Consider the following 23,700-nt stretch of genomic DNA (forward strand, 5'->3'; position numbering starts at 1 on the left):
TTTTTTACGAAAAACAATCTGATTTTCTTAACGGAATTTCTTTGATGCGAACCTACCTCTGAGCTGTGTAAAGTATTCATAACGCATATAAATACAGGATTTCATTAAATCCGTTTCATTTTAGTCGGACAGTAGTGTTAGAATATAGATAAATGATTTTTAATTCGCTTCCAAAAGTTTAACTGACTATTAAAAAGTAATGTAAAAAATTTAACCCGATTAAAACAGGTTTGCAACAACATTATACTCCTTATCCAACAAAATGATGTCGGCTTCTTTTCCTTGCTCAAGACTGCCCTTCCTGGAACTTATTCCAAGCAGCTCTGACGGATTAAGAGACGCAAATCTTACGGCTTCATATAAAGGAGCTCCGGTCAGGCTGATGAATCGCTTTAAAATATTATTCATCAGTAAATTAGAGCCCATCAATACATTATCTTCCTTGTAACGTACTCCCTTTTCATTGGAAACAACTGCCCTTCCGTAAGACTCGTATTCACCATATTCGAGCCCCGAGGAAATAACAGCGTCAGAAACGAGGATGAGCTTCTCTTTGTTTAAATTTTTGTAGCACATCAGAACAGCTTCATTGCTTACATGAATACCGTCACCGTTCAGTTCGAAAAATACATCCCTGTTCAGAAAAGGAAGCATAGCCAATCCGCTTTTTTTATGTGTAACCGGAGACATGGCATTAAACAAATGGGTCATATTCAGCTTTTCACCTTCAGTAATGGAAATATCACCAAGTTCTGCACTGGAATGTCCAAAACAAGGAATGATTCCAAAATCTTTCAGCTTATCAATAATGGTGTTACTTCCTTTTAATTCCGGGGCAACTGTCATTAATTTCAACCAGCCTCTGCATTCTTCAACAATATCTTCAAGAAGCCCCGTATCAGGCATTAAAATGTAGTTTTCGCTGATTCCGCCTTTTTTCACTTCATTGATAAAAGGACCTTCGATATAAATGCCAGGGACGGATTTACGAAGTTCGGGTGTTTCATGAATTATAGATACAAAATCTCTAACAACATCTCTGTTACACTGAAATGTAGGCACAAAGGTATTGATCCCCCTTTTCTTCAGAAAAGAAACAACCTCCTTCATATCAAGTCTGTCGGGCATATCAAATCCATAATAACTGCAGCCGTGAATATGCAGTTCCACAAAGCCTGGTGAAACATACTTACCTTTGGCATCGATGGTTTTAATATCGCCGTAATGGTCAGATTTCTGTGTGATGTCAACGATTGTATTATTCTCAACAACCAGTGTATGATCATACAATAATCCGTGAGGTTGAACGATAATACCGTTAATTATTTTGTAGTTATCCATATTGATACTTTAATGACGGAGACAGATTAATACTTGTTCATAAAGTGTCATTTGCTACGTTACGCCAGTCCGAAAATTACTCATCCTGACTTGTCGGCGCTGCACCTTTTCGTGCGTAACACAGCAAATGGTACTTTATGGACAGACACTAATTATTCTCTGCCTCAAGTCCTTCACGCTCCAGCGAAGATAAAATGTATGACAGTGATGCCGTTCCATCCATAGTTGGTTCATTGGTGGAATAATCGGCATTGTCGTCGTGATAAACCACCAGGCGTGACTGAAATTGTTCATAGACATCTCCGCGTGACAAATGAACACCTTTAAGCCTACCAAAAATAGAACCGTAAATAGGACCATCGACAAGTCCGCCAACAGGCTGTTTCCCCATCAAAGTAACAGCAGCCGAGTGCACATCGGAAGGATAATCGCCATTCCCGGGCAAGCCTACGATCATGCTTGTACCCCATGGGTTACACCCGAACAACCAGTCTATTAGCGACTGTTCCATTTCGTAATAACTCTCGTCACCAGTAGCTGTTCGGTAAATATGACACTGAGTAGCCATTGCAGTCACCAGGTTGTTTGAGCACCAGATAAACGGAATACCTATAAAGAACGGATTTTTCGCACCTTTTTCATGAACCCTTTTTATTCCTTCCTCAAAATATTCAGAAAAAGAATTCTGAGCATTGTTTTCATATTTAAATGCTAACAACGAATGTCCCAGATTTAAAAACGGATACCATTGATAGTGTCTTGCTGTATCTGCCCCCATCCAGGGGGTGACCGGCTCCTGAATACCATATTCGATTGCCTCATCCAAATAATCCTCACTTTGAGTGAGTTCAAATACCTGAGCAGCGGCAAGTTCCATATCATCTACCCAGTTATCTTCTTCATAAAAATATGGAGCCATATGCGGCGCTGTCTGGCATACTCCGGGATTTAGTTTTCCCCACTTGTAAGCATCAGTTGCTTTTGCTTTTATCTTCGCCGAGAAATCTGGATAGAAATCTTCTAATAACATACTACCCAAAGCAAAAGCAGAAGCATACTTACCGGCTGTAGAGGCAATCCCCGTCGCCCTGTTTTTATAGCGTTCCGAGCCCTGTGGTTCTCCTGTACAAAAATATACAGGTCGTTCACCTCCCCCTCCACGACCATAATCTGCAGTATCGTTGGCCGGAAGTTTGTAGCCGATATGGTCTCTGTCATCGGCAAGCTGGTTGTACATTTCCCCGTATGACGGATTCATTCGATCAAGCCAGTCGAGTCCCCATTTAGCTTCATCAAGAATATCAGGTATGCCATTGCTTTCGGAATTTCCCATTGCATCAAATTCATCACCGAAAACGGAAGGATTTTCCCTGTAAGCAAAAAGCATCTGGTAAACAGCATTGGCAGAAGTTGTCACATACTGAAGGTAATCTGAAGCATCGTGCCAGCCGCCTCTAACATCGATATGCGTGGAGTCTTTCTCCTCATCCGGGTGAAAGATAATAAAACCGTCGTTCTGATGACAAGTGCTATTGTAAAAAGTATTATACCCGCATCGCTGCTGTCTCATGTAGTTAAGGATAAAATCAGAAGTATTGGCATAAACATCGTTATCAATTCTGAATACAGGAGACTTCACATTTTTCACTTTTATATAGTACTCTCCCTCATTTGTAAATTGGGTGAAGTCGAGTCTGAAGCCTTTTTGGAAAGCCCCCCATTCATCAAACTCCCTTACTGCCTCCGACCGGAACACCTCCTGATCATCCACGGCCCTGCAGAGAGAGAATTCGGAAACATCGACTTTTTCCTTGCTTACCATTACCGCATTTTTGGGAGAACCTGGCATGTATCCCAACTGGTTTATGCGTATCCAGCTGTTCTCGTATCCAGATGTACAGGAAACCAGGCCTGCAATCAGGGATATAATAATAGTTTTTTTCATATACTTCATTAATTTTAGTGTCTGTCCATAAAATGTCATTTACTGTGTCACGCTCGTCCGAAAATTACTCATTTACGATAAGTAAACTCCGTATTTTCCGACTTCGCAAGCCTTGCAACTGGCACTTTCTGAACAGACACACATACTGTAAAAATTTTTGCGAGTTTATAGACGAACACTAATTAAGTGATTGGTTACGACCAATCATATCAGCATGAGTTGATTGAATTAATTCGTTTTTATATTGAAGAGAAGAGGCCATCCGGTCATATAAATTTCTGAGAGAGTTATTATCCCGTTTATCCTTGTTTATCCCCGGACAGCCTCTCAAAAACCGGCAAATGGTTATACGCCGGCTACCCTGTCTTTATATACCTTTAAGCACTCTTCAAGTCGTTCTTTGGCTGTAGTATCACCTGGGACATTATGTGAAGGATGGATATATAGTTTAACTCCCCGATCGGCAAGAATCTCAGCGGTAGTAATAACAGTTGTCCAGACTGCAGTAACAAAAGCCATGGTTGATACAGGACCAATTTTGTCGAAGTGATTCTTCAGGGAAATTGAAGCGTCCTGAATGGGGACACATGTATCTACAACCACATCGGCAAGATCGAAAAGTGTCTTTCCTGAAGAATGTCTGGTTTGTTTCCCTTCAGCTTCGGCAGCGGAGCCAAAAACAATGAGTTTATTGCCCATCTCCTTTACTTTCAGCGCTATATCAATATTAACGGCATTAATTCCTGTATGTGAAAAGAGCCAGAAACAGTCATCTTTATGAAACCTGTACCCTTTCATAATCTCTTTACCATAGCCTTCCACTCTTTCAAGAAAGACAAAACTCTGAACACTCATTCCTTTGGTTATATTGGTAAAGAATGTAAGAGGAAGTTCAAGCATTGGATGAAAGCCGACAAAACCACCAATTCGGGGATACATCTCCTGGATAGGAAGAGTCGCATGACCACATCCAAAAGTATGTACCCATCTTTGCTTTTCAATTGAATCGGCCATTATTTCAGCTGCCTTTCTAATATTTTCCAATTGAGTTTCTTCAATTTTGTTCATAATGCTATGAGCATTATCTAACCATTGTTTAGCTAACATGATTTTTAAATTTTTAAAAGTTTATATTTAACAATACTCAATATTCCTGTCATTATTATTATAAATGCAATCAACAATAAATTAAGACGTCCTATTCCAAATACATCCAGAACAAATCCTGTGAATGAACTGAGCAACATATTACCGATCAAAGCAATTCCGATAACTATACTGAACGCAGTACCGGAATTCCGGGGAAAGGCACTGGCAGTGTATCCCAACATTACAGGGAAGGAAGAAGCTATCCCTGCTCCCATAACTGCAGTAGAAGCAAGCCCCATAATCAATGAAGTACTGTACTGAAGAGCTATTGCCCCAATAACAACCACAGCCATGCTGAAAAAAACGACGATTATTGCGGATAATCGTTTTAAAAGCTGGCTGAGAAACAACCTGGTAACCGTAATTCCTATGGCACTTACTGTTATTGCATACAACCCTTTATCGTACGATACATCAACAACCTCCATAAGATAAGTTGGTGTCCATGCCGGAATAATAGCTTCGATAGCACTCTGAAAAAACAGGAACATTCCGATCGAAAGTATTAGTGGCCTGGAAAAGAACTTTAGATATTGTCTGAAAGGAACTGCTTGTGCCCTTTTTGCACCGGGAAACTTCAAGAATAGAACCAAGGTAAACGGGATAAATAAGATGATGGCTACAATTGATAATATGGTCCGATAATCCATCTCCTGTTCAAGAAGCAAAGAGGTAAGTAAAGGAAAGCCTAAGGCTCCAATTCCATAGAAAACGCCAAGTAAGCTAAGATAGGCACTGTTGTTTTCAGGATAAACATCAGCTACCAGCATATTGGTCACTCCATTAATGCTCCCGCCTCCCAGACCGATGGCGAAAAACAGGTACGGAACTAAAAGGACTGTGCCGGTCTGGGTTATTCCCAAAATACCCAGAATTACAAGTAATACTCCCCCGAGCATCACCGGTTTATAACCAAATCGATCGGCCACAGGCCCAAAAGTTAGAGAACCAGTGAGTATCCCTGCGGCCAGCACTGATGCACAAAAACCTATGAAAAATTTGTCAACCCCGAAATTAACGGTTAAATAGTTATTGATTGTCCCAACCACCACCATTGTAATCCCAAAGAGCATCATTACCAGGCCGGCAGCAATAAATTGGATATTTTTTTTGCTCATATTTTATCAACTTTCATCAAACTCAAAGTCCAAAAATCTATATTTCAATCATTTGGTGCATAGGTTTAGTTATTTGTTTTTCAGACCAATTTTCGCAATAAGCTGAAAAAATTCCTCAACTAAATCTATTTCTTCTCCCTTCTACATGTCAAGTTTCTATTTATCAGTCACTATAATCTGTATAAGAATTGATTATTAAGATTCCCGAATATCGGGACATGCAGAATGGATAGCCAGAGAAAGAGCTCCATACAAACCAGTGTAACTTCCATTTTCAGAACAGCTCAATTCAACCTGCTTCATACTTATCAGCTGACCCCATTTGAGGGCTTCTGAATATATCATATCGAGAAAACGACAAGCTTTACCGCTGAAAACACCACCCCCGAAGATTATTTTTTCCGGGTTAAATATGCTGACAAGGTTGGCAACAGTCATCCCCCAATACTCTATTACAGTATCTATTACTTTCTTAGCGACAGGATCATTTGCATATTCTTCGATAAGATGGGTGCCATTGATTTCTTTTCCGGTTTTAAAAACTCCATTGTAAGTAGGCATTGACGCTATCACTTCCTTGGCGTACCTTGCCATGCCTTCTCCTGAAGCATAGTACTCATTACATCCGCAAGGGATATATTTGTCTTCAAATGGCTTGTTCAGTGCCAGCCATCCTATTGAACCGGCTATCCCATGCGAGCCATGCAATACCTGACCATCTGTCATTATCCCTGCAGCAATACCTGTTCCTACTGCAATATAAACTGCGTTTTTACAACCTTGAGCCTTTCCTTTCCATGTCTCACCCATAATATAGCACTCTCTGTCACTGGCTATAACAAAGCATATATTTTTGAAATTTTGTTCCAGTTTGGTCAGAAGTGGGTAATTATCCCATCCCTGGATGTTGGGTGCCCAAACTGTTCCCTTATCCTTATTGTAAATTCCTGGAACCGAAAAACCTATGGATTTAACTTCTTCACCGAGCTTTTTACTTTCTTTCAGCAACAAATCAATCTGCCTACTAATGATCTCGAAGACAGCATCCCCTGTTGCCTTGTTTATCAATTCTTTATTCTCGTACAATATCCTGTCGTTAAGGGAATATAGTGCACCGAATACTTTGGTTCCACCAAGGTCAATACCAATAACTGCCATAGAATTTGCTTAATATTTTAATGTTATATTTAGTGGCTTATCACAGAAAAGAAAGTGTCCCCAAAATCATATATTTTTGCTTTTCCTTCATGACAAAAAAATCTCGTAACTAAAGCATTGTTCACTTTATCTCACTTAGGAAGGAAAAAGCAAAGATCAGTATCAAATGATGCGTCATTCTCTACATGACATCAAACTAGTGCCGACCCTTTATCTTGAGAGTCGGCACCAGTATACTGATAATTACGGGTATTTATAACCTTTTCTTTTGAAACGCCATACCCATCCGCTGTTTTGAGCGGCTCCGGCCTCATCCTGAAACAATACCAGTTCATTTTCATTAAGTACCTTCACCTCAAAAACATTTTTATAGATGTGGTCACCATCCGGAATCTCAACACCGTCCAGAGTAAGCAGCATTTGTTCCTCATCAAAGAAAAATTCACCGGTAACCGGTTCTTCTCCGGGAGAAGAAGTAACGGTCAGATAGTATTTGTCATCAATTTTTTCAAAAAACAATTCATCCTCCAATCCGCCATCTTCAGGAGAAACACCATCGGCCAGCGGAGCCCACCATAATTCCTGCCAGTCGTAAGGGGCCGAAAGATACCAGTGCAATGTTCCATCATCATAATCGGAGGCATAAACCCAGGTTCGGCCATCACCAAAATAATCGACCAGAAATGCAAGCGGCTCCGGCACCAAATCAGGTACAGAGGTTACTTCCACGGTTCGGCTAATACTTACTGTACCACCTTTGGTAGCAATATTGCAGATGATCTCCTTTTCACCGGTGGATCTTAATCGAATGGTATCTTTATTTTTAAACGAATCAATCCCTTCTGTTTCCCAGTGCACCACATAACCATCATCCACTGAAAGGGCGATAATATTTCCGCCGGGAAACGTGTTCTCGACATTAAGATTTACCTTTTGAGCAACTTCCTCAGGGCTTTCCAACCGGGGAAGGTTTTCTCTGTCTTCAATTGGTTCGCATGAAACCAGCAGTATGACAAAGAAGAATATGAATAAAACTGTATTTTTCATTAGTATATAATTTATTTAAGTTATTGGCCTAATGAAACTTGCGACCTGGCGGATTTCTTTGTAGACAAGGCGGCTGAGCCGGGGGAGAAATCACGGCGCCATGCTTGTTTCATCAGTATATAATTTAGTTTTTTGAAGCCTAATGGAACTCACATGCAAGAGTTTATGCATATTCTTGTAGAAGCAAATCTTGTCATGCTCGTTTCATAAGAAAATACATAGAGATTAATAATCATGAATTCTACCATCCGGCATTTTGTTCCAAAACACCATCAGACAACTGAACTTGCGACTCAGGAATGGGAAGGAAACCATTGGTCTCAGGCCTGAAGGGAATTGAGTACTCTACAGGTTCTCCCTCATTTTCAACCGGAACATTTTTAACTTTTCCAAGAGCACTGCTCAACTCATTCCAGCGCATAAGATCGTAATAGCGTATCCCTTCAAAAGCTAACTCGTATCTTCTTTCTTTTTTAATGTTTTCCAGAGTTGGCGGAACACTTGGTAAATTAACTCTTTCCCTTACTTCATCCATGTACTCCTGTGCTTTGGAAGAACCAAGCTCTGCACCCATTAGCATCACATCGGCCAGACGCAGAAGAACAACTTCCTGAGTATTACATTCCATGTTGTTATCGGGCGACTCATAAATATGGGTAAACATGCTTTTACGTTTTCCATCTACCTTTATATTGACAGGCATGTATTTTTTCTGCCACAAATAAGTTTCGTGATATTGATCAGAACTTGGGCTATAGCCTATATTTTCAGCATTGACATCACAAATGGAAGCAACCTTTCTCATATCCGAATCGCTCTATTCATCCCATAACTGTGGATTAACAGGACCAAATCCCCATCCGTAGCCAAAAGGATAAGTATTTTGCATTCTCAAGCCAAAGTAAAGATTAAACGTATTATGCGTACCACTCCCCAATGCGCCAAATCTAATAGAAAACATAGCTTCAGTGTTATCGCCTTCTTCTCCCACCCAGGAAAGATTATTATCCGCAGCATAACTGTAATCTTCTGTTGCATACGAGTAAGGCCATAAATTTCGATAATCATCAACCAATTCGTGCCCGCTCTTGGTCACGCAATTATCTACATACGCAATCACTTCACTTTTGGTCATTTCCTCTTCCTCTGGAACAGGGATGGTTGATTGGTCATACACACCGGTATAAAATAAAAATATTCTCGCCATCATTCCCTGGGCTGCCCATTTCGTTGCTCTTCCAATGTCCTCAGGCGAATAAGGATCGTCGGGCATTATCTCTATAGCCTCTCTCAAATCCTTTGCTATCTGACCGAACAACTCTTCCGGAGATGCTTTAGGCAAATTTTGGGGTTCGGTGGCCAAAACCAAAGGTACCGTTCCGAACATTCTGGCAAGATCGAAATAATAATAAGCCCTCATAAATAATGCTTCACCTTTGTAGCGATTCTTCTGGGCCTCCGATTCCCAATTTTCCACTTGGGGGAGAGACTCCAAAAGCATATTTGCCCTGAAAATGCCACTATAATTATCTTCCCAGCTTTGAAGGTACATGTCGTTTGCAAAATTTTCGAATTCGGCAATAGCTTGAATTTTAGCATCAACGCCACCTCCACCGGCAAACCGATCGTCTGACATCAACTCCGAAACAAAAAAACTATGCATGAAAGGGTCTAAACCCGGATTTAATAATGAATAGATGCCATTTAATGATTCTTCAATGTCGGCGGGAGTCTGATAAAAATTGGTGTTTACTTTCGATGTCATAGGTTCTGAATCTAAATAGTCAGAACAGCTACTAACAATCAGCGCTATACTTAGAATATATATGATCTTTTTCATTAGTATATAATTTACTTAAGTTATTGGCCTAATGGAACTCGCCTCGTGCAATCGGGGCTTGTTTCATTGAACTTGCTTTAATGTGTCACTTAATTCATGGTTAAATAAAGTCAGTGGTTAATTCAACCCATCTAAGAACCTGTTACAGTTCAATATTTACTCCAAAAAGGACTGTTCTCGGACTTGGATAAAATCCCAGATCAATGCCCGAGCCGAAAGTGGTTCCTCCACTATAACCAACCTCGGGGTCCATTCCAGAATATTCAGTAAACGTATAAAGATTCTGAACGGCTATGTAGGCTCTTAATTTTCCGAAATAATTGGCTCGGATCAGATTCTTGAAATCATAACCTACAGAAAAATTGGTTATTCTCAAATAATCAGCATCTTCAACATAAAGATCAGAGATGTTGGAGAAATTTTTCGAAGATGATGTAGATAATTTGGGAAGTCTGTTGGAAGTACCTTCACCATGCCAACGATTAAAAATATCGGTCGTGAAATTGTGCGTAGGAAATATTGCAAAATCGCGATACGACCTGATGATCTGATTTCCTGCCACACCGCTTGCAGAAATGGAAAAATCAAAACCTTTATAATCTGCTCCCAGGTTAATCCCAAAAGTGTAATCAGGATTCGGATCACCAATCATCACTTTGTCATCATCATTTATAACATTATCTCCGTTGGTATTAACAAAGCGAACATCACCGGGTTCGGCATCGGGCTGAATCATTTCTCCTTCAGAATTTACATAAGACTGAACTTCTTCTTCATTCTGAAATATTCCGTCGGTTTTATATCCCCAAAAATATCCGATTGGGTATCCTTCTTCAGCCCTGAACATTTCACTTGTCAAATCGGCCAGAACGTTGATCGGGCCGTGTATGATCTTTTCATAGTTGTCAATACGGGTTACTTTGTTCTCGTTATGAGCAACATTTGCTGAAGCAAAGTAGCTAAAATCACCAATTTTATCGCGCCAGCTTAATGAAAGCTCAAAGCCTCTGTTTTCTACATCGCCACCGTTAATGTAGGGTGCACCTGTTCCATAACTTGCTAATGTTGGTGCAGCTACCAGCCAGTCTTTAGTGGTCTTTATGTACCAATCAAAATTTAGTGAAAAATTATCATCAAGAATTCGGGCGTCAACACCAACATTAAGCTGTTCCGAGGTTTCCCATGTTACTTCAGGATTGGGCAATATATTGGGATATGCACCTGTTAAACGTTCTTTTTTGTCGATTCCGAAATGATCGGCACCACTAAAGCTAATTGTAGACAGGTACTGAAAGGGCGAAATGTTCTGATTTCCGTTTTGACCCCAGCTGGCCCGTATTTTGAAGTAAGGAAGCCATCCCCGGGTTACGGATAAGAAATCTTCGCTTGAAGCCACCCATCCGGCTGCGACCGAGGGGAAATATCCCCATCTGTTGCCTTCGGCAAACTTTGATGAGCCATCGGCTCTCATTACAAGGGTCGCCATATATTTTTCATTATAGTCGTAGTTAACCCTGCCAAAATAAGACAAAAGCATATTCTCGCCCCACGGATAACTGTCGAGGATAGTTCGGGCAGGATCAATAGTGGTTGAATTGCTTAAATAGGCATGCTCCAGATCGTCAAAAATGCTGTTAATATTGGTTCCGCTTATTGATTCACCTATATTATTCTTCTGGACCGTAGTACCCGCAAGCAAATCAACGGAATTCCCGCTTTTCGATTCAAACACATAATTAATGGTGTTTTCAAAGTTGTACCCTCTTCCACGGGACAAACTGTGCGTTGTTGAGCTATAATCCCTAAAATGACGTTCACTCAGATTATATTCAGGAGTATAGCTTCTGTATGAGCCGGAAGAAAAATCATATCCGAAACTACTTCTAAGCTTCAACCCATTTAGCGGCTGAAATTCAACATACCCGTTGGCTATTAGCTTGTTACTTTCAGAGACATTATTCCCCTGGGTATATACCATAATCCCCACCGGATTTGGAACTCTGATATCCCATGGAATGGCATCATGGAACTCTCCGTTTTCATCATAAACAGGCATAAACGGGTGCGTCGATAAAACATTTCGAATGGTGTTTGAATACATACCTCCCGTTGCAATTCCTGATTTTTCGATGGAGCTGTATGCGAAAGTTTCGCCGACTTTGAGGATTGTGTAATTGTCATTCTCGAAAATGATATGTTCAGTATTTATTCTAACATTATATCTTTCGTAGGACGAAGCAACAGGCTTTCCAAGAATTCCATCCTGTGAGGTATATGAGAAACCTAAAGAATAATTAGATTTCTCTGTTCCTCCTGCGATCCCGACCGCATGATTCTGAACGGGGGCATCATTCACTAATACCTCATCCAACCAATCGGTTCCTTTATTATCACCACTTTCATATTGTTCCCAGTCAGGAACCAAAGCAGCAAAATCAAAAGGCTTAAGACCATCGTTCATCCTGGCTTCGTTCATCATTGTGGCATATTCCTGGGCATTCAGGGTAGGAACTTTTTTGAATAAATTTTGGACACCATAGTATCCATCATAAGTAATTGTTGGCTTTGACTCAAATTTTCCGCTCTTGGTAGTCACCAGAACAACCCCATTGGCAGAACGAGACCCGTAAATAGCGGCCGATGCAGCATCTTTTAATATGTCAATCGATTCAATTTCGGAGGGATTCAAAAACTCAATATCTTCTACCGGGACTCCATCTACAATAAATAAGGGAGATGCATCACCGGTAGTACCCAATCCGCGAATGTTAATTCTATAGCCTGAACCCGGTTGACCTGAAGTCTTTACTATCTGCATCCCTGCTGTATTCGACTTTAGAGCATCTATTGCCGACACTGTATTCTGCCGTGTCAGTTCTTCTGTGTTAACCTGTGAAGTGGCACCTGTTATCAGTTTTCTTTTTTTGTGTACCGTAACCTACAACTACAACTTCATCCAAGCCCATAATTTCTTCCTGCATGGTCACTTCCAACCTTGTCTGATCCCCTAAAACCACTTCCTGGCTTTTCATTCCGATAAATGAAAAAACAAGAACTTCGGCATCCGACGAAATGAAAAGCTCAAATGCACCTGACATATCCGTTATTGTACCTGTGGTTGTTCCTTTTACTGTGACGGTCACCCCCGGGATTGGTTCTCCCTCTGAATCTGTTACAATTCCCCTGATCGTTTTTTGCTGTCCCTCCTGAATACCCTTATAATTGGATGGTTTAGAGGGACTAACAGCAATATACTTGTCAAACACTTTATAGGAAAGATTTACTTCGGATAGCACAGCGTCAAGAATCTGAAAAATCGTAGCGTTCTCGATATCCACATCAAATGTTTTATCAAAGATCAGATCCTCGCTTTTATAGAAGAAATGAAAATCACTTTCACTTTCAATTCTTTTAAAGATGGTCTCTAATGAAGAATCTTCAATTTTCAGGGACAACTTCTTATCCTGGCTGTAAATTGAGTTTGCGAATACCTGAGTAACACAAAGAATCATTAGAAGAACAACAACTTTCATAATCTTAAATAGTCTTTGTAACTCAAAACAGTTACTACATTTCTCTGTTTTTTTCATACATTTGTAATGTTTTGGATTAATGCAATTCGTTTGCTGATGTAAAATTCAAAATGCAAGAAACTTAAAGTTTCAGTTAGGGAGTTGGGAAATACTGGTACTATTTTCCACTCCCTTTTTTAATTTCTGATTTGATCCATAGGCAACTATTTTATGTATACAACACTTGGTTCTGTATCTTTAATCTCCATAGAATAATCGATGTCTGTGGTGTATTTCAGTATCTCAAAAATCTGATCGATCGGCTTGTTTTTCAAAATTGCACCGGTGTACCGGACTTCTTTGAGAGAAGTATCCAGAAAAACAATCTTAAGATTAAACCAATGCTCCAGTCTCTTTGTAATCTCATCCAATCGTTGATCTTCAAAATAAATTATTCCCTCTTTCCAGGAAGTAAGCATTTTGGTATCTACCTTCTTTTCAACTCTGAGGACATTGCTACTACGATCAAATGCAGCTTTCTCATTTGGGTTTAACTCTGCAAGAACATCTCCGCCCTTATTCTCAATATTGACTTTACCGTCCACCAGCGTTACGTTGATGGCCTTAGATGCATCGAATGCTTCCACGTTGAAACTCGTCCCCAACACTTTAACATTTAGATGAGAAGTGGCAACGACAAATGGCTTTTGTTCATTCTTCTCAACCTTAAAATATGCTTCCCCAGAAAGCTCCACTCTCCTGATTTTGTTCTCAAAAGCAGAAGGGTATTTTAACGATGAACCCGAATTCAGCCAAACATGAGTACGGTCACTAAGAATTACCTCGGCAGTCTCGCCATCCGGAACCACAACTTCATTGTAATCCGAAGCATAAAATGGAGCATTGCTCCAAAACATAAAGACCGACGCTCCCCCTGCCAGAAAAGCAAGAAGGATTATTGCAGCATACTTCAAGAAAGGATGAAGGATAAAACGTCTTATACTTTCCTTAATATTTCGTTGTTGAAGAATTGTATCAAAATTTCTGAAAGCCAAATAAGACCATGTATTTTTGATACGGTTGTATTCTGCTCTATTTTTCTCATTCGCCTCAATCCAATTAATCACTTCCTCTAATTCGTATCTGTCTGTGAGCAAATTATCAGCAAACTTTTGTAGCTTTTTCTGATCCATGTATTTTCCGGTTTTATATAGTAGTACGTTTAAAAGGGAAATACCCTATGCATTATTTTATCTTTTTCAAAAAAATATCAGATGAAACAAGTATTGTAAGGTTTTCCACAATTAAGGCACGTATAAATTCCTGTATGAAAGCTCAATCCGACCTTATGAATAAATTTCAGAAAGATAAGAAACCAACATATCGTTAGATACTTTGATAGAGAGTTGTAAGATGGATCCTTTGATGCTTAAATAAGTATGACAAAGTTTGCCACTATAAGGATTTGTGTAAAAGATTATGTGTTATATATGTTGTATGACATCTTTATTATAGCCAAAAAAAAAGAAACCACGTAAAATAATTTTTCAAAGCCTCCCTAAATATCTTTAAACATTTGGAAATGTGCGCCTCTACAGTTTTGAGTGAAATATTCAATTCGACAGCAATATCTTTGTTCTTCATATTCTCAAAACGGCTAAGTTCAAATATTCTTTTGCTTTGACTTGGCAAGGAGGTTAATGTAGTCTGAATGATTTCGTTTATCTCATTAAAGATTACCGGCGAAGTATCCAGTTCATTCAGTGAATTCTGATTAATACAAAGCTCACGGTATTTAAGATAATCCGAATGTTTCCGAACTACCTTCAAATGATCCATTTTTTTCAAGCACAAATTTTTCGCGATGGAATAAAGCCAGGCAGATAAATTGTCAATATTTTTAAATTTTTCCTTTCTTTCCCATAATTCTGAGAACAAATCCTGCACGACATCCCTCGAAGCCTCATTGTCGTTAAGATAATGCAATGAAAAATAATACAGCCGATCATAATAGGCCGAAAACAACGTACCGAAGGCCCTCTCATCACCACGACATAATCTTTTTAACAGCTCTTTTTCGTTAAGTCCATTCATTCATTCGTATAAAATTTGTTTATTATGGTCAAATGGAACTCGCATGCAAGCATTTATACATATTCTTTTTGTTGCAATCCTTGCCATGCTCGTTTCATTAAGAAGTCTGAAGGTCCTCAAAAGTACAAATTTCGTTAAAATTTGCAAACATGTTTTGATATCATTCATCCATCCCCCTAACAAGCACTGTATCGCACCGCGCGGCTTTCAGCCGGTGTTTTAAAATTTCCTGATAATCACTGGAATAATACCACTTATTAAAATCTTCACGAGTCTCAAACGATATTATAACAGTACGCGAATAGCTGTATTCACCTTCAAGAAGGATTGGGCTGCTATCAACAGCAAGGTATTTGCCATTGTATCCGCGGAAGACTTCCCCGGCTTTATTAATGTATTTCCGGTACTCATCATTATCTCTGATATCAATGTTGGCAACAAAATAGTAGCTCATCTTTAACTTTTTATTTTGTGGGATATTTTAACAACTCATCCAAAACATTTAGCAGCAAATCAATATCCTCCTTTTCAATTACCAACGGAGGAAGAAATCTTAAAGTGTTTTTATTAAACCCGGTGACGACCCCTTTTTCAAACAACCCATTCCATATTTTTTTGCCGTCAATATCTGCATCAAATTCCATGGCCAACATCAGCCCTCTACCCCTAATATCCTTTATAACGTCAGGATGTCTTGACCAAACCTTGTGGAGAGAGGCGATAAAATAATCTCCTGTGATACAGGCTTGATTCAAAATATTGTCTGATTCCATTACATCAATCACTTCAAGGCCGATCGCACATCCCAAAGGGTCGTTCTGGTGTGACTGCATATATCTGAAATAATTGTTATTAAATTTTTCAAGAGTTTTTGCATTAATGGTAACTCCACTTACCGGATATCCATTTCCCAAAGCTTTCCCGGTCACAACAATATCGGGCGCAAAATCATAATGCTGAAATCCGAACCACTTTCCTGTTCGTCCCATTCCGGTAGTCACTTCCTCGGCTACAATAAGACATCCGTTTTTTGAAGCCAACCTCACCAATTCTTCCAGAAAGTATTTTTCAGGAAAACGCACTACACCTAATGATGCCCCTCCTGTTTCCACCAAAAAAGCAGATATCCCGGAAAAATCAATATGCTTTATAGCTTTCCAATCATTCAGACCAATGGTAATCTGGTATTCCTCCCCTGCCATAATATGCCCCGGCCCAAATGCACTAAGATAAGAATGATCAATTTTCAATATCTTTTTTCTGTTCGTTAACTTTTCCGCAATTGTAATAGCAAGATTTACTGCCTCGGAACCTGAACTCAAAAACACACTCGCGCTATTGACAAGGTCTGTCAGGTATTGAAGTTTAATTGATAATCGCTCAGCCTCCTCGCTTTTAAAAAGATAACCATGATGAATCGACCTCTTAATCTGATTTTCCATTGCCTGAACAATACGTTGATTGCTGTGCCCAAGATTGGCACACCAAACTCCCGCCTCAAAATCTATATATTTATTTCCATCAGAATCAAACAGATAGCAATTTTTTGATTTTATCAGATATTTTTCAAAAGGAGAATAAAAGGGAATAATATTGTTTTTAATCCTATTCATATAAAATTTGTATTTTAAGGTCAAATCGGGACTCGTTTGATTTGGTGCTTTATCTGCTCAATTTGTAATATGGTATTTCCATCACAGGATCAAACCCCAGTTTTTGTGCAAGTTTGTATGATCCTGTATTTTCTAAACGGCAGGCCCATACCGGTTCAATTCCCTTTTCAAGACAATAGTCGATCAATGCAGCACAAACATAGAAAGCTAGTCCTTGCCCCCTATAATTTTCAAGCGTTTCAATACCCAACTCCAACTGATTATCATGCACAAATGCAGAATAAGCTGTGGCTACAGGAAGGTCATTATCCAACAGGCTGAACCCTTTTCCCATTCTCAAAAAGTCATCTGCATTATCCCAGAACTTTGATGGAACTACACTTCCCACCATTCTATGAAAAAGATTCCCGTCTACTGATACAAGTTTCATCTCATCAGGAACGACCCGTTTCTTTAAAGATTGATACTTCGATCGGTTGAATTTAAAATTTATGCGTGTATTCAAAACAATTGTTCCCTTCATTTCATCGGTAATACAGTTTCCAGAGTTTACCAGGCGATCTCCATATAACTTCTTCAATTCCTTATCCCATTCCCGGGGATAGGCCTGCATCCATTCAACGCCGTTACGAATTTGCCCGGTATTGAGGGAATATTCAAGAAACCATTGATTGAAATCCTTATTGTGATGATCACCGAACAATAAAGACATACCGTAAGGATGTATAACATAAAAGGAGGTCGGATTATCTGCATTGTCAGCATAAACCTTTCCCGAAACATGTTGTTCTATAACAGACCGGGCAAACAGATTATTGATTTTTACCTTTTTCAGAGCATTTGTAGCTTTTGAATACATCGACTTACTAAGCAGGATCATTGTATCGGTATTTTAGGTTGCAAAAAAAATTCAATAATAGAACGTGAAGCGTTTAGAAAGCAATATTAACAAAAAAATAATTTTTGAACTGGTAAGCATTGCAAGCATTTTTAATAAATCAAACAATAACCCTTAAATTTGGCAAATAAAGAGACTTTGCGAGTGAATACATATTTGGCAAGCAAAAATGACACACACGAATCTCAAATGACAAAGCTCAAAAAGCAAATATTATCTTTTTTGCTTATCGGAATATTTCTTATTCCCGGTCTTGCAAAAACTTTTCATCATCACAAAGATCACTTTCACTGTGATGCAAAAACAGAAAATCATTTTCACAATCATCATGATAAATGTCTGATTTGTACAACTGAATTTTCTTTTTTCTATAATGATCATGTACCGATATATTCTACAGAAGAAAGACCTACCAATGACCAAGTAATACCATTCCATTCAGAATACTGTGAAGATATACCTCAGGGCGATCTCTTTGCCCGGCCTCCTCCCCATTCTTTCGCCAGAACATAGAAGAAACACAAATATCAAATTTTCATCATTCAGGATTGGCAAAATTAAGGATAAGACATATTTTGTTATTGTTGTCTTTTGAGCCTTGACATGCGGTCATGAATTACTATTGGGTTACCTGACATTCATGACACCTGTCAGGGTTCCTATTAGCATTTTGCCCGTCCTATAACGGAGTTATTCAAATTCAATAATTATGTACAAAATAATATTTTTATTCCTGATTGGAATACAATATACATCAATTCATGCGCAAACCCGCATTGCCGGTACTATAACTGACAAGGAAGGAAAACCACTTCCGGGAGCTACTGTTTTCCTCCCTGAACAAAATAAAGGAACCGTTAGCGATAATGACGGCCATTATATAATTACAAGCCTGCCATCGGGCAATACGAAAATTCAATATTCATTTTTGGGCTACAATACCGAAGTGAAAGAAGTGACTTTAACGCCAGGAGAGCTTACTACCCTCAACGTTTCACTGAAACCGGCTGTAATCGAATCACAGGAAGTGGTCGTTACGGGAATCGGGATATCGGCACAGCACGACAATGCAGTAAAAATAGAAGTTCTGAATAACAAGGATATTCGTCAATCGGGAACACCAAATTTCATGGAAGCATTGACTTCGGTTCCGGGAGTAGAAATGATTGCCAAAGGTCAGGGAGTAGCCAAACCGGTTATTCGCGGTTTGTCGATGAACGACATTCTTGTTCTGAACAACGGTGTGCGCGTTGAGAATTATCAATACAGCGAAAACCACCCGCTTGGGGTATCCGGTAATGATATCGACAAAGTAGAAATCATCAAAGGGCCAGCATCGCTGCTTTATGGCTCTGACGCCATTGGAGGAGTTCTGAATTTCACCAAAGAAAAGCCCGCTCCGACAGGCAGTATCCGAGGATATTATGAAACCCGGCTTCACTCTAACACCAAAGGCATGGATAACGGTCTTGGAATTAAAGGAACTTCGGAGCATTTGTTTGGAAGCATCAGTGCCAACCAAAAAACGCATGCCGATTACAAACAGGGAGGTGGCGAATATGTTCCAAATACACGGTTTAACGAATGGTCACTTAGTTCAAACACAGGATACACTGGAAAAACAGGCACATTCCGGATTTTTTATGACTATTACAAACAACAATTAGGAATGTCGGTTCCCGCCGCTCAGGCCCTGGCAACAGGAGGAAACAGGAAAAACAGAATCTGGTATCAGGATTTGGATCATCATCTGATCAATTCCAGAAACACCGTTTTCCTGGGACGTTTTAAATGGGAGACTAATCTGGCATGGCAAAGCGCTCTTCGTAAGCTTCAAACCACAATGAACATTCCCAATGTTGAAATGCGATTAAACACATTCACTTATGAGTCAAAACTTAACTTTTCCTCCGGCCAAAAAACTGATTACACATTTGGCCTTCAGGGAATGAGCCAGACCAACAGGAATCTTAATGAGAGACCGTCTCAGTTTCTGCCCGATGCCGATGTCAGTAACTTTGGCGTGCTGTTTCTTGCACAATACTCGCCATGGAATGCCTTCAAAATTCAGGGAGGCTTGCGCTATGATATTTTTGATACCGAAACATTTGCACTTGGAACAGAAGAATCGGATAACTTTCATGCTCCCGTTTCAAAAGATTATTCAAGTCTAAACGGTTCTCTTGGCGCAACTTATACTCTGAATCACAAATTGATCTTCCGGGCCAATGTGGCTAAGGCTTACCGTGTCCCAAATCTTTCGGAGCTTACTTCCAATGGTACTCACGGCAATCGATATGAAACAGGAAATCCCGATTTAACCCCTCAAGATGCCTGGGAAACAGATTTAAGCGCCCATTATCATGGCGTTTTTGCATCCTTCGATGCAGCAATCTTTTACAATCGCATCAATGATTACATCTTTATTGCGCCAACAAATGAGGTGACTGACGACGATGTGCCTGTCTATAAATTTTCACAAACCAACGCAAAATTATATGGTGCAGAAGCCGGTCTTCATATTCACCCCGAACCGCTGCCCTGGCTACATTTTAAGGGTACCTGGTCGACGGTTACCGGAAAAAAGGATAACGATGACTATTTGCCATTTATTCCTGCCGGGAAATTTCGATACGAAGTGAGAGCATCAAAAAACAAAATGGGAGTTATCATACATCCAACAGTAAAAATTTCAGCACTAACGGCATTAAAACAGGATCATCAGGCGGCCACTGAAACACCTACCGACGGATACACCATAGTAAATGCCACAATCAACGGTAATTTTAATATTTGGGAACAGGCATTGGAATTGACATTGGCGATCAATAATATTTTTGACACTCAGTATTATGATCATCTTTCCACATTGAAGCCATTGGGGTTCTATAATCAGGGACGAAATGTGAGTGTGGGTTTAAACATTCTCTTAGGGAATTAGTGTTAGGCCACATATAAAATAACGTGCCAGGAATCACTAATTCGTGTCTGTCCATAAAAGTGCCATTTACTGTGTTGTGCTCGTCCGAAAATTACTCATTTACGTGTAGTAAACTCCTTATTTTCGGACTTTGCAAGCCTTGTAAATGACACTTTCTGAACAGACACATGATAAGTAGGAAACTTTTCCTACTTTATAGACCGGCACCGATTCATGGCACGTTATTTTATGATTGATGAGTTCGGTATATATTGTAACACTAAAGCTGTAAAATTCGTTTATTCCGGACTGATATCCATTAAGGTCTGATCTTTCATCACCGATTCTCCGTTACGGACGTTGACGCCTTTAATGGTTCCGTTGACAGGACTTTGTATTTCGTTTTGCATTTTCATGGCTTCCAGAATCAGGACGGCCTCGCCTTTTTTTACCTTTTGACCCTTTTCAGCTATCACCTCAACTATCTTTCCGGGAAGGGAAGCATCACAAATTGGTTTAATGGCTACTCGTTTTCCTATCACCTCAACTATCTTTCCGGGAAGGGGGGCTGCCAGTTTAAGGGATGCATTTGCAGATTCTTCTTTTATCTTTTTTGTCCGGCGATGCGATGATTCTGTTGTGATCTCAAAGCTGTAGGTATTCCCGTTTACCGATATGATACATTTATTCTGTCTGATCCGAATCATCTCACCGGTGTGCTTTTTGCCATCGACTTCAATAATGTATTCATCGTCATCGACCTTTCTGATGGATGTCTCATGTTGTTGATTTCCGATTTTCTGAATAACGCCCTTGTTCACTTCTACCGGTATTTTTTTGTCATCGGCCAGAATAATGTATTTGGTACTTTTTGCTCTCATCTGGATAAATTTTAAAACTAACTTTAATCATTTTTTTCTCAAGGCGTTGCCGTTGAGCTTTATTTGGCAGGGCTTTCATCCCGGAATACATTCTCAGATGGACAGAGGCATGCTGAAATGTTTAATAATTTCAATGAACAGGCTTGTGAGCTATTGAGTTTTAAGATTTCAACTTCTTCTCACTGTTAACTGCCACTGCCAACTGCTAATTGCCACTCTATTTCTTTAAAAATCTGCTGAACAGCCACGGACTCACATTCTTTTCTCTAATTTCTGCATGATCGATGCTTTCAATCTCGTTTAAATACTCTGTCATCCCCAGTAGAATTGCAGCCACCATTTCATTGTCTTCCTGATAAAAATTTTGTTCCAGTTCTTTTTCAATAAAAGCGGTAGAATAGACTCCATCTCTGAACGAGTTGTTATTCAGTACCATTTTAAAAAAAGGCAAGGTAGTCTTCACCCCTTTGATCTGAATGCCATTAATAGCGCTAATGGCTGTCTTTAATGCCGATTTCCGGTCACTTCCTTTTACAATCAGTTTGGCAACCAGGGAATCGTAACACGAAGGAATAATATCTCCGTCGACATAGCCGGCGTCGACACGAACACGACGTTTTGAGGGGAACTTAATTTTCTCCAATATCCCGTTCTCGGGTGAAAAATCGGATTGTACATTTTCCGCATTAATCCGAAACTCAATGGCGCATCCCTTTAGTTTTATATCTTTTTGCGCCAGAGAAAGTTTTTCACCATCGGCAACCCTGATTTGTTGTTCAATAAGGTCAACACCGGTAATTTCTTCTGTCACCGGATGTTCCACCTGTATCCGGGTGTTCATCTCCATAAAATAGTGGTTCAGGTGTTCATCCACAAGAAATTCGACTGTACCCACGCTGTAGTATCCGGTTGCTTTACACAATTTTATGGCATCGCGCCCCATTCTTTCTCTGGTGGCCTCATCCAGAGCAGGTGACGGAGCCTCCTCCAGGAGTTTCTGATGTTTTCGTTGAATAGAACACTCTCTCTCGAAAAGATGCACCACATTACCATGCTGATCGGCCAGTACCTGAAACTCTATATGACGCGGATTTTCCACGTATTTTTCGATAAAAACGGCAGCGTTTCCAAAAATGGACATGGCCTCTTTGGACGCGGCATTGAACATGCGCGGTAGTTCTTCTTTGTTACGGGCAACCCGCATCCCCTTACCTCCACCACCTGCCACAGCCTTAATAATGACCGGATATCCAATGGAAGCCGCTGTTTTTTCTGCTTCCGTTTGCGAAGTTATAATTCCGGTACTGCCGGGTAAAACCGGCACATTGTTTTTAATTGCAATGTCGCGAGCCACACCTTTATTACCCATTTGGTCAATATGCTTGTCGGAAGGCCCGATAAAAACAATGTTGTTATGCTTACACTCCCTTGCCAGGGCAGGGTTTTCAGACAAAAAGCCATAGCCGGGGTGTATGGCATCGATGTTGTATTTAAGTGCAGATTCTATTATTTTATCAATGTTGGTAAAAATATTATAAAACGTTTCTTCTGAAACATCTATAATTTCATCGGCATGTTTCAAATAATTGGCGTTGGGTTCCTCATGGGTTAGAAACATGAATGTTTTAATCCCCATTTTACGTGCCGTTCGGGCTATCCGTATGGCAATTTCGCCCCGGTTGGCTATTAATATTGACTTTATTTTCATTCGTATAAAATTTATTTAAGTCATTGGCCGAATGGAACTCGCATGATTGAAGTTTATACATGTTCTTTAGTGACAACCCTTGTCATGCTCGTTTCATCAGAATATAGTTTACTTAAGTTATTGCCTTAATGGAACTCACATGCAAGTATTTGTACATACTCTTCATGAGGGAATTTTTGTCATGCTCGTTTCATTAGTATAAAATTAATTTTTCAAGGCCCAATGGAACTGGTAGCGGTTATCCGGAACTTGTTTCATTGACTTGCTTTTTTCTATCTTCAGTTTGTCAGATACTTTTATTAGATATTTATTAATGAGTACAGTCTAAAAAGTGTCTGTCCATAAAGTACCATTTGCTGTGTTACGCTTGCCGCCAAAATACTCATTTACGAAAAGTAAACTCCGTTTTTGGCGGCTTCGCAAGCCTTGCAACTGGCACTTTCTGAACAGACACACATATTGTAAAAATTTTTTGC

Annotated in this window: 19 protein-coding genes; 2 read left to right on the forward strand and 17 right to left on the reverse strand. The window is 39.7% G+C overall.

The window, feature by feature from the left end; all coding sequences use genetic code 11:
- Positions 1–219 precede the first annotated feature (219 nt).
- From nagA to OQ5_RS0117800, 15 genes are all read right to left on the reverse strand, one after another.
- Positions 220–1,341: an N-acetylglucosamine-6-phosphate deacetylase gene (gene nagA, locus OQ5_RS0117735; RefSeq protein WP_016778771.1), complete on the reverse strand. Its 1,122-nt coding sequence runs from the start codon at positions 1,339–1,341 to the stop codon at positions 220–222.
- Positions 1,342–1,489: 148 nt separating this feature from the next.
- Positions 1,490–3,286: a glycoside hydrolase family 9 protein gene (locus OQ5_RS0117740; protein WP_016778772.1), complete on the reverse strand. Its 1,797-nt coding sequence runs from the start codon at positions 3,284–3,286 to the stop codon at positions 1,490–1,492.
- A 345-nt stretch (positions 3,287–3,631) separates the two neighbouring features.
- Entirely contained in the window at positions 3,632–4,393 is a 762-nt protein-coding gene (locus OQ5_RS0117745; RefSeq protein WP_026055384.1) for a sugar isomerase domain-containing protein, read from the reverse strand.
- Positions 4,394–4,398: 5 nt separating this feature from the next.
- The gene (locus OQ5_RS0117750) at positions 4,399–5,553 is read right to left on the reverse strand and encodes an MFS transporter (RefSeq protein WP_016778774.1); all 1,155 of its coding nucleotides are present in this window, start codon (positions 5,551–5,553) and stop codon (positions 4,399–4,401) included.
- A 195-nt stretch (positions 5,554–5,748) separates the two neighbouring features.
- Entirely contained in the window at positions 5,749–6,711 is a 963-nt protein-coding gene (locus OQ5_RS0117755; RefSeq protein ID WP_016778775.1) for an ROK family protein, read from the reverse strand.
- 243 nt (positions 6,712–6,954) lie between these two features.
- Positions 6,955–7,758, reverse strand: a complete 804-nt coding sequence (locus OQ5_RS0117760; RefSeq protein WP_016778776.1) for a hypothetical protein — start codon at positions 7,756–7,758, stop codon at positions 6,955–6,957.
- A gap of 241 nt (positions 7,759–7,999) precedes the next feature.
- Positions 8,000–8,563 carry a RagB/SusD family nutrient uptake outer membrane protein gene (locus OQ5_RS22765; RefSeq protein WP_016778777.1) on the reverse strand — a complete coding sequence of 188 codons (564 nt, stop codon included), beginning with the start codon at positions 8,561–8,563 and terminating at the stop codon, positions 8,000–8,002.
- Positions 8,564–8,575: 12 nt separating this feature from the next.
- Entirely contained in the window at positions 8,576–9,598 is a 1,023-nt protein-coding gene (locus OQ5_RS22770; protein ID WP_082179621.1) for a RagB/SusD family nutrient uptake outer membrane protein, read from the reverse strand.
- Between the two features lie 142 nt (positions 9,599–9,740).
- A complete protein-coding gene (locus OQ5_RS21585) occupies positions 9,741–12,512 on the reverse strand; it encodes a SusC/RagA family TonB-linked outer membrane protein (RefSeq protein ID WP_100221956.1) in 2,772 nt (923 codons plus the stop codon).
- Positions 12,484–13,131, reverse strand: a complete 648-nt coding sequence (locus OQ5_RS22120; protein WP_176694100.1) for an STN domain-containing protein — start codon at positions 13,129–13,131, stop codon at positions 12,484–12,486. The genes OQ5_RS21585 and OQ5_RS22120 overlap by 29 nt, the downstream gene beginning before the upstream one ends.
- A 203-nt stretch (positions 13,132–13,334) precedes the next feature.
- Entirely contained in the window at positions 13,335–14,303 is a 969-nt protein-coding gene (locus tag OQ5_RS0117775) for a FecR family protein (RefSeq protein WP_016778781.1), read from the reverse strand.
- A 316-nt stretch (positions 14,304–14,619) separates the two neighbouring features.
- Entirely contained in the window at positions 14,620–15,204 is a 585-nt protein-coding gene (locus OQ5_RS0117785) for an RNA polymerase sigma-70 factor (protein WP_016778783.1), read from the reverse strand.
- A gap of 160 nt (positions 15,205–15,364) precedes the next feature.
- The gene (locus tag OQ5_RS0117790) at positions 15,365–15,658 is read right to left on the reverse strand and encodes a DUF1330 domain-containing protein (RefSeq protein ID WP_016778784.1); all 294 of its coding nucleotides are present in this window, start codon (positions 15,656–15,658) and stop codon (positions 15,365–15,367) included.
- A gap of 10 nt (positions 15,659–15,668) precedes the next feature.
- On the reverse strand, positions 15,669–16,817 hold the full coding sequence (locus OQ5_RS21590; protein WP_016778785.1) for an aspartate aminotransferase family protein: 1,149 nt from the start codon (positions 16,815–16,817) through the stop codon (positions 15,669–15,671).
- Positions 16,818–16,866: 49 nt separating this feature from the next.
- The gene (locus tag OQ5_RS0117800) at positions 16,867–17,697 is read right to left on the reverse strand and encodes a GNAT family N-acetyltransferase (RefSeq protein ID WP_100221957.1); all 831 of its coding nucleotides are present in this window, start codon (positions 17,695–17,697) and stop codon (positions 16,867–16,869) included.
- 138 nt (positions 17,698–17,835) lie between these two features.
- Between OQ5_RS0117800 and OQ5_RS0117805 the strand changes: the two genes are divergently transcribed.
- Together OQ5_RS0117805 and OQ5_RS0117810 are read left to right on the forward strand one after the other, a co-directional pair.
- Positions 17,836–18,228, forward strand: a complete 393-nt coding sequence (locus OQ5_RS0117805; RefSeq protein WP_044108069.1) for a hypothetical protein — start codon at positions 17,836–17,838, stop codon at positions 18,226–18,228.
- A 196-nt stretch (positions 18,229–18,424) separates the two neighbouring features.
- Positions 18,425–20,656, forward strand: a complete 2,232-nt coding sequence (locus tag OQ5_RS0117810; protein WP_016778788.1) for a TonB-dependent receptor — start codon at positions 18,425–18,427, stop codon at positions 20,654–20,656.
- Between the two features lie 278 nt (positions 20,657–20,934).
- Here the strand turns inward: OQ5_RS0117810 and OQ5_RS0117815 are convergent, their stop codons facing one another.
- Both OQ5_RS0117815 and OQ5_RS0117820 read right to left on the reverse strand, forming a co-directional pair.
- Entirely contained in the window at positions 20,935–21,516 is a 582-nt protein-coding gene (locus OQ5_RS0117815) for a biotin/lipoyl-containing protein (RefSeq protein WP_016778789.1), read from the reverse strand.
- Between the two features lie 217 nt (positions 21,517–21,733).
- The gene (locus OQ5_RS0117820) at positions 21,734–23,224 is read right to left on the reverse strand and encodes an acetyl-CoA carboxylase biotin carboxylase subunit (protein WP_016778790.1); all 1,491 of its coding nucleotides are present in this window, start codon (positions 23,222–23,224) and stop codon (positions 21,734–21,736) included.
- Between the last annotated feature and the right edge of the window lie 476 nt (positions 23,225–23,700).

Origin of the sequence: Anaerophaga thermohalophila str. Valhall, assembly GCF_000250735.1 — a bacterium.
Taxonomy (GTDB): domain Bacteria; phylum Bacteroidota; class Bacteroidia; order Bacteroidales; family Marinilabiliaceae; genus Anaerophaga; species Anaerophaga thermohalophila_A.